Annotated in this window: 2 protein-coding genes and 1 pseudogene; 1 reads left to right on the forward strand and 2 read right to left on the reverse strand. The window is 69.8% G+C overall.

What is annotated here, in order from left to right; genetic code table 11:
• On the reverse strand, positions 1-827 hold an 827-nt coding region (locus tag Mlute_RS15120), incomplete at its 3' end, for an NAD(P)H-hydrate epimerase (protein WP_119361331.1).
• Between the two features lie 52 nt (positions 828-879).
• Between Mlute_RS15120 and Mlute_RS15125 the strand changes: the two genes are divergently transcribed.
• On the forward strand, positions 880-1,605 hold the full coding sequence (locus Mlute_RS15125; protein ID WP_119361332.1) for an SIR2 family NAD-dependent protein deacylase: 726 nt from the start codon (positions 880-882) through the stop codon (positions 1,603-1,605).
• 114 nt (positions 1,606-1,719) lie between these two features.
• Here Mlute_RS15125 and Mlute_RS16320 read toward each other — a convergent pair.
• A pseudogene (locus Mlute_RS16320) lies at positions 1,720-1,968 on the reverse strand (VTT domain-containing protein); the annotation flags it as partial.
• Between the last annotated feature and the right edge of the window lie 12 nt (positions 1,969-1,980).

Consider the following 1,980-nt stretch of genomic DNA (forward strand, 5'->3'; position numbering starts at 1 on the left):
GCCTCCAAGGGCGGGCGCACCTCGCAGCCCTCCGGGTAGGCCACCGTGACCAGCCCCGCCCCCGACCGGTAGGCCCCCAGCGCGGCCAGGCTGGGGGCACCGGTGTAGGTGCGGTACCCGCCCGCCACCAGCACCCGCCCCACCGAGCCCTTGTGGGCATCCCCCGGCCGCTGGGGGAGCAGGGCCCGCATGGCCGCAGAGTGCAAAACCTCGGGAAGGGCGGGGTTCTCTAGGGCTTCCTTTGGCATGCCGATGGGCTCCAGCACCACCCGCCCGCAGGCCGTGCGGTGGGGATAGAAAAGGTGCTCGTGCTTCAGGCCGGCCAGGGCCACGGTCAGGTGGGCCCGCACATGGGGTGCGTAGGGCAGACCCGAGGGCAGGTCTACCGAGACCACCGGCAGCCCGGAGGCATTCAGCCGCTCCACCAGCTCCGCATAGGGGCCTTCCAACGGCCCCCTCAGCCCCGTGCCAAACAGCGCGTCCACCACCACCGCGTGGACCTCGGGCCGCCAGTCGGAAAGGGGCCGCACCCGAAGGCCGTGGGCCTCCAGGGCCCGCCGGGCCACCCCAGCATCCCCTTCCTGCCCTTCAGCGGCGTACACCTCCACCGCCTGGCCCCAGTGGGCCAGCCAGCGGGCCGCCACCAGGCCGTCCCCCCCGTTGTTGCCCTTCCCCGCTAGGACCATCGCCTTCCGGCTGGTAAACCAGCGCCGCAGCCAGCCGGCCACCCCTCGCCCGGCCGCCTCCATCAGGAGCAGGCTGGGGTAGCCCAGGGCCACCGCCTTCCGGTCGGCCTCGCGCATGGCCTCAGAGGTGAAAAGGCGCATAGAACCTCCGGTATGTATTCTACGAAGGCCTGCGGGCGCGTACACTTTTGCTATGGATAGCTTGCGCACGGCTCGAGCCCGCCTCAAAAGCGCCCAGCGGGTAGTTGTCCTAACCGGGGCAGGCATCTCTAAGCCCTCGGGCATCCCCACCTTTCGCGACGCGGCGGGGCTTTGGAAGGACTTTGACCCCGAGGAGTACGCCACCCCCCAGGCCTACGCGCGAAACCCCCAGAAGGTCTGGGAGTGGTACGCCTGGCGCTACAAAAACGTTATGCAGGCCCAGCCCAACCGGGCCCACGCCCTGTTGGTGGAACTGGAAGAGCAGAAGGGCGAGGGCTTTTTGCTGGTGACCCAGAACGTGGACGGGCTGCACCCTAGGGCCGGCTCAAAGCGGCTGGTGGAGCTCCACGGAAACATTGCCCGGGGCCGCTGTGAAACCTGCCAAGAGCGCTTTCCCCTGCCCGACCCAGCCCACTTCACCCCTCCACCCACCTGCCCGGCCTGCGGGGCCCGGGGCCGGCCGGACGTGGTCTGGTTCGGTGAGCTCCTACCTCCTGGGGCCTTCGAGCGGGCGGAGCGGGCTTTTGCCCAGGCCGAGGTGGCCCTCGTCATCGGCACCAGCGCCGAGGTGGAGCCCGCGGCCAGCCTGGGCCGCATCGCTCACCTGAGTGGGGCCTACCTCATCGAGATTAACCCCGAGCCCACTCCCCTTACCCGGCTGGCCGACTGCGCCTTGCCCATAGGGGCTGTTGAGGGGATGGAGGCCCTGCTGGGGTGAGCCTCGCCGGGCCCTGTTCCGGTCGTAGAGAATCCAGGCCACCAGCCCCAGCAACCCCAGCAGCCCCGCCGCCAGCAAAAAGGGCCCCAGCCGGGCAAAGTCTGAGCCAAGCCAGGCCACCACCACCGCCACCGGGGCGGCCCCCAGCGCGGTGGCCAGGAAAAACTTCAGGGGGTGCATACGCACCAGCCCGGCCACAAAGTTCACGCTGTCGGTGGGCACCACCAAGGAAAAGCGCAGCGCCACAATCGCCCAAGGCCCGTAGCGCTCCACATGGGCCTCCACCTTGCGACGAACCGGCTCGCTCACAAAGCGGTCTACCACCACCGGCCCCAAAAGCCGGGCCAGGCTGTAGCCCACCATGGCCGCCACCAC

This window comes from Meiothermus luteus, from assembly GCF_003574085.1.
Lineage (GTDB): Bacteria > Deinococcota > Deinococci > Deinococcales > Thermaceae > Meiothermus > Meiothermus luteus.

Bases quoted from the DNA above. Each gene is read 5' to 3' on its own strand.
- Mlute_RS15125 (WP_119361332.1), top strand. From the start codon at position 880: ATGGATAGCTTGCGCACGGCTCGAGCCCGCCTCAAAAGCGCCCAGCGG.